Origin of the sequence: Candidatus Endomicrobiellum pyrsonymphae (genome assembly GCF_020328025.1) — a bacterium.
Lineage (GTDB): Bacteria > Elusimicrobiota > Endomicrobiia > Endomicrobiales > Endomicrobiaceae > Endomicrobiellum > Endomicrobiellum pyrsonymphae.
In genome coordinates this window covers 1-5889 of record NZ_JAIXMZ010000071.1, presented here as the reverse complement: position 1 = coordinate 5889, position 5889 = coordinate 1, and the positions used below count along the sequence as shown (strand labels likewise).

The window sequence follows — 5889 nt, the reverse complement described above, 5'->3', positions numbered from 1 at the left end:
TTTCCAGTTTGTCTCTTTACCTACGCCTAACGGCGAAACTATGCCAATACCGGTAATTCCTAACTCCATTTTACCCCTGTTTTTTATATAGCCAAACAACTTTATGAATATAGAGGATATGCATTGGCATTTGGATAATCAGGCGATATATTCATAAAGTTGTTTGGCTATATAAAAAACAGGGGTAAAATGGAGTTAGGAATTACCGGTATTGGCATAGTTTCGCCGTTAGGCGTAGGTAAAGAGACAAACTGGAAAAGACTTATCAGTTCTGAATCTCAAGTCCGCTACAACAATGTATTTGACATATACACAGCATCTGTTGAAGACTTTAAAATTCAAGATAATTTACGCCAATACGAAATGGCAAAAACTGCTATCTCAGAAGCTCTGCAGGAAGCAAATATAGAAAATATAAAGAGAGATGAAATAGGACTTTGTGTCGGAGAAAGCAAACCAAATCTTTTTAATAAAACATTCCTTTTTGAAAATTCTCTCTTGGAAAAACTGAAAAAAACATTTCAATGCCACAGTGAAACATCTTCAATATCTGCAGCGTGCGCAACAGGAATTCTTACAATTATAAGGGGCTGCAAACTGATAGAAATGGGATTATACAACGCTAGTATATGCGGCTGCGCTGAAACTTCCATACATCCTTTATATGTAGCTGGATTTAAAAATATGGGCGTTTTAACAAAACATGAACCAAGTCCTTTTGACATGAGCAGGGATGGATTTGCAATAGGAGAAGGGGCATGTTTTGTTGTAATTGAGAACATAGAAAGAGCTTTAGCGCGTAAAGCAAAAATTTATTGCGAAATCAAAGGCGCTGTAAGTGGAATTTATTCCGACAACGCTCTGTCTATAAATTCGCATATAAAAATGAAAGAGATAATCAAAAGAGCGGTCAACTTGCAAAGACCTGACTACATACATATGCACGGAACCGGAACAAAGTTAAACGATTATAATGAAAGTAAAGCCGTTTCTGAGGCTTTTGAAAATGCAGAAAGAATTTCGTTAAGTTCCACGAAAGCAGCCACCGGACATATGCTTGGAGTTTCAGGAATGATGGGAACGGCTTTCTCAGCGCTTGCAATGCAAAACAATATTGTTCCGCCGACTTTAAATTTTAAACAAACCAATATAAATTTGGGATTAGACTACACTCCAAACATAGCAAAAGAGAAAATTATAAATTCTACACTTACTCTTTCTTTTGGATTTGGCGGGCAAGGATCAACTCTGTTCTTAAAAAAACATAGGTCTAATTAAGGATAAGTATGTTTGAAGATTTTTTAGAAAAGAAATTATTGGGAATAGAAAATTCAGGATTGCTTAGAACGTTAAGAAAAGCGCAAGGTACTCCTACGTCAAAAATAAAAATAAATAATAAAAATTTGATAAATTTTTCGTCAAACAATTATTTAGACCTCGCTGGAAGTAAAGATATAGCTAAAGCCTCAGAAAATATTATTGAAAAATATGGATTTACAGCCACATCTTCTAGATTAGTATCCGGCAATTTTGCAATTCATGAGGAATTGGAGGCGCAGTTAGCAAATTTCAAAGAAAAAGAAGCGGCCCTTGTTTTCCCGAGCGGGTACCAAACCAACGTGGGAATTATAAGCGCGTTAATGTCTAACGAAAAAGAATCTTGCATAATAATGGATAAGTTAAACCACGCATCGCTTTGGGATGGCGCGAAGCTCTCCGGAAGCAGAATTTTTATCTATAAACACTGCGATATGAATTCTCTTGAAAAAGTCTTTAAAAGAACGCGAGAATATAAACTTAAACTTGTTGTAACAGAATCGGTTTTTTCTATGGACGGAGATTTTACTCCATTAAAAGATTTTGTTGAGCTTTGCAAAAAATACGGAGCTGTTAGCATGGTTGATGAAGCTCACTCTAGCGGAGTTTTTGGCAAAGAAGGCAAGGGGCTTGCAAATATGTTTGGCGTTGAAGACAAAATAGATATAGTAATTGGAACACTATCAAAAGCTTTTGCCGCGCAAGGCGGATTTGTGTGCAGTTCACGTAAATTTATAGATTTTTTGATTAACAAGAGCAGAGCATTTATTTACACAACAGCAGTTTCTCCAGCTATATGCGCCGTCGCTTTGAAATCTTTAGAAATTGTAAAAAATAGCTGTTACAGAAGACAGCATTTACATGCTATGTCAAAGCTATTAAAAAATAAATTAACTGAATTAGGATTTGATATTTCAAACACTCAATCGCAGATAATACCTATTGTAACAGGAAGTACTGAAAACACCGAAAAAATATTTTCGCATTTGTTTGAAAAAGGCATTTATATACCTGCAATAAAGCCACCAACTGTGCCAAAAAATCAAGCAAGAATCAGGATTTCGATAACATCAGGGCATACATTTCACGATATTGAACAACTATGCAGTAATTTAAAATATTTTAAATGATAAGCAGATTGTTCAATTCTGCTTTGATAGCGCTAATTATCGCAGATATTTCTTGATTAGTTATTGTGAGCGGTAAAAACATAACAAGAGTATCGTTCAAATTTCTGATTATAATCCCATGTTTTCTAATATCATTACAAATTTTAGCGCCAAGCTTAAGCTTGTGATCGTAAGAGTTACATGTTTTTTTATCCTTAACAATTTCTATGCCAATCATTACTCCGCGCTGCCTGATGTTGCCTACTTTGTCATGTTTTGACAACTCTGTAAGTTTCCTTTCTAAATATTTAATTTTGGGCTGTAATTTTTGCAGAATTTTATCTTGTTTTAATATATCAAGAACCGAATTTGCCGCAACACATGCAAGAGGATTTGCCGTATATGAATGCCCGTGAAAAAATGTTTTAAATTCTTCGTATTTTCCTAAAAAAGCGCTATAAATATCATTTGTTGTAGCAGTTACAGCCAATGGAATATATCCGCCTGTTATTCCCTTTGACAAACAGATAAAGTCAGGTTTAACATCTTCATGCTCTACCGCAAACATTTTACCAGTTCTTCCAAATCCGGTAGCAACTTCATCACAGATTAAAAGTATTCCGTAACGTTTACAAAGATTTGCATATTCTTTAAGATAACCTTTAGGCATTATTATCATACCTGAAGCAGCCTGATTTAACGGTTCAACAATAGCTGCCGCAATTTTTTTACGATTCTTAATAAGAATAGATTCAACTTGCTTTATACATTCCCCTTTACAACCTAACTGAATATTATGATCCTTAAAATCTTTTGCGTTTAAAGGGAATTTTATTTCATTCTTCCTGTGAACACATCTATAACAATATGGAGACATCGCAAAACAGCTCTTAAAAAGTAATGACTTAAATCTTGAACGAAATAAATCTGCTCCGCTTACAGAAACAGCGCCTATAGTATCGCCGTGATATGCATTTCTCAAAGATAGAAACATTGTTCTCTTTTCATTTTTAAACTGCCAATACTGATAAGCCATTTTTAATGCAACTTCTACAGCCGTAGAACCATTGTCTGAATAAAAAATTTTCTTCAGATTACTTGGAAGTATTTCTAAAAGTTTCTCAGCTAATTTTATTGCTGGAACGTGAGTAAGTCCTAGAAATGTACTGTGCGAAACCTTATCAATTTGCCTTTTTATCGCTTCATCTATTTTCTTATTTCTGTGTCCTAAAAGATTTACCCATAAAGAAGCCCCGCCATCAAGATACTTTTTACCGTCAACATCATACAAGTACGAACCTTTTGCCTTATCTATTATCAGAGGTACGCTAGGATCGTTGTTAAGCCAATCTGCCATTTGTGTAAACGGGTGCCAAATATTATTTTTATCAGATCTGATTAACGCCGCTTTTATTTTATTATCCACTTATTTTTCCTTAAATCAATTTTTTCATTATATCCCAATTCTAAAACATGTAATTTTGTTAATTCTCTTATTATTGTAGCATTAGATTTTGCCGAAATATCGTTTTTATTCTTTTTACCGCTTAAAATAATTCCTAAAATTTTTTGTTTGTCTTTTTTTAATTTTTCCACTGTAAGTAACGTATGATTGATAGTCCCTAAGCCGTATCTTGCAACTATAATAACAGGCAAATTAAACTTTTTTATTAAGTCGCTCACATAAAAATTCTTTTTTAGAGGAACTAAAAGACCGCCCACACCCTCAACTACAGTGAATTCATATTTATTTAGAAAATATTTTAGAGAACTATATGCTTTTTTAAAATCGAATTGTTTGTTTTCAAGTATAGACGCTCCATAGGGAGACACAGGATTATCAAAAAATATGGGCGTTACTGTTTCGGAAGTTTCATTTATTTTTGCGGCTTTTATTAAAGCTATGGCATCGTTTCTATCACCGGTCGAAACAGGTTTCAAAACGCCTACACCTACCCCATTTTCTTTAAAAGCCTCAGCAATCTTGCACGATACATAAGTCTTCCCAGCTTCTGTATCTGTTGCTGTTACAAATATTCCCTTATACATATCCCCTCACTTTCTGTACTTTTTCTAAATGATTAGACGGGATTCTGCCCGATATTATTTAGAATACTTAATAAGTTTTGAAAAAGATTCAGCTTCCAAACTCGCTTTACCTACCAAGCTGCCATCAATATCAGGTTTTTTCATGAAAGCTGACACATTTTCCGGATTTACGGAAGCCCCATAGAGAATTCTAATTTTGTCCGCAGCTTCTTTATACATTTTTGCATATATTTTTCTTATGAAAGCATGCGTTTCCTGAGCGCGGTCCGGCGTTACCGGAATACCGGTACCTATAGCCCATACAGGTTCGTAAACTATAACCAGTGAGGATGCCTGTTCAACTGTGAGTCCTGCCAGTCCTTCTTTCATATGTTTTTCTATAGCTTGGAAAGTAACATTTGTTTCCATTTCTTTAAGAGTTTCGCCTATACACACTATGGGAATAAGACCCTCTGCCATAGCCGCTTTTATCTTTTTATTTACCGTTTCGTCAGTTTCACCAAAATATTGTCTGCGTTCTGAATGACCAATTAAAACGTAAGAACAACCAGTATCTTTTATCATCGCTGGAGAAATTTCTCCAGTAAACGCTCCCTTTGCTTCCCAAAAAAGATTCTGCGCGCCAATATTAATATTCGAATCTTTAGTTTCATTATTTATAGCTTGAAGCGCTGTATAAGAAGGGAAAATCAAAATTTCAACATCTTTTACATCGGAAACCGCTTTTTTCAACGTTTTTATAACACTTAGAGATTCTGAAACAGTTTTATTCATCTTCCAATTTCCTGCCATTAACACTTTCCTAGATATTTTATCAGAAGGAGAGTTTGTTTTAATCGTAAAAATATCGCTGTCCGGTTTTATAACAGACTTACCTACAGCGCACGATAACATTGTAAAAACAAAAAAAACAGCTACAATAATCAATCTTTTCATTTTAATCCTTTTACATCATTTATTTTACTCCATTACGACTAAAACACCAAGAATCCACACGAACTTTTTCATCATCTTCAGTCAGCTCATTTTATTTTATCACTTTAATAAAAACATATCAAAGCAACTCCAAGTAAATACGATTCTGTTGTATGGTTACCAAACTTACTCATAGTACTACCTTCATCTTCAGTTACGATATGAGGATTCACCACCTTCGCCTCCGCCTCCATTTTTTGCTCCTTCACCCTCTCTTTCTCGCCACCAACTTCATCGTCTTTCTTCTTAGATGTTGATGATGAAGGAGAAAATGATGATGATGAAGGCGCTGCGTTAGTATCAAGTGGCGATGGTGATTCTGAGGTCACTTCTTTTGCTAGCCTCACCGTATCCAGCTTCCCATTCACCGCCTCAAACGCCTCCTCCTTTCTCTCCCTCGCCGCCATCTCCGCCGCCTCCAACCCTCTTCCTCTCCGCC

The 5889-nt window shown here is 35.3% G+C and carries 6 protein-coding genes; 2 read left to right on the top strand and 4 right to left on the bottom strand.

The window, feature by feature from the left end; genetic code table 11:
• Positions 1-189 precede the first annotated feature (189 nt).
• Positions 190-1278, top strand: coding sequence for a beta-ketoacyl synthase (locus LE180_RS05840; protein WP_374134521.1), 1089 nt, complete (start codon positions 190-192; stop codon positions 1276-1278).
• 8 nt (positions 1279-1286) lie between these two features.
• Positions 1287-2447, top strand: a complete 1161-nt coding sequence (gene bioF, locus LE180_RS05835) for an 8-amino-7-oxononanoate synthase (protein ID WP_374134520.1) — start codon at positions 1287-1289, stop codon at positions 2445-2447.
• Here bioF and bioA read toward each other — a convergent pair.
• From bioA to LE180_RS05815, 4 genes are all read right to left on the bottom strand, one after another.
• On the bottom strand, positions 2440-3852 hold the full coding sequence (gene bioA / locus LE180_RS05830; protein ID WP_374134519.1) for an adenosylmethionine--8-amino-7-oxononanoate transaminase: 1413 nt from the start codon (positions 3850-3852) through the stop codon (positions 2440-2442). The two genes, bioF and bioA, sit on opposite strands and share 8 nt — an antisense overlap.
• Positions 3837-4475 (bottom strand): dethiobiotin synthase, encoded by a 639-nt coding sequence (gene bioD / locus LE180_RS05825; RefSeq protein ID WP_374134518.1) that lies wholly within the window; start codon positions 4473-4475, stop codon positions 3837-3839. Before bioD ends, bioA begins: the two co-directional genes overlap by 16 nt.
• A gap of 54 nt (positions 4476-4529) precedes the next feature.
• Positions 4530-5411: a triose-phosphate isomerase gene (tpiA, locus tag LE180_RS05820; protein WP_374134517.1), complete on the bottom strand. Its 882-nt coding sequence runs from the start codon at positions 5409-5411 to the stop codon at positions 4530-4532.
• 104 nt (positions 5412-5515) lie between these two features.
• On the bottom strand, positions 5516-5889 hold a 374-nt coding region (locus LE180_RS05815), incomplete at its 5' end, for a hypothetical protein (protein WP_374134516.1).

Coding starts and splice junctions, on each gene's coding strand:
- LE180_RS05840 (WP_374134521.1), top strand. CDS start 190: ATGGAGTTAGGAATTACCGGTATTGGCATAGTTTCGCCGTTAGGCGTA.
- bioF (WP_374134520.1), top strand. CDS start 1,287: ATGTTTGAAGATTTTTTAGAAAAGAAATTATTGGGAATAGAAAATTCA.
- bioD (WP_374134518.1), bottom strand. CDS start 4,475: ATGTATAAGGGAATATTTGTAACAGCAACAGATACAGAAGCTGGGAAG.
- tpiA (WP_374134517.1), bottom strand. CDS start 5,411: ATGAAAAGATTGATTATTGTAGCTGTTTTTTTTGTTTTTACAATGTTA.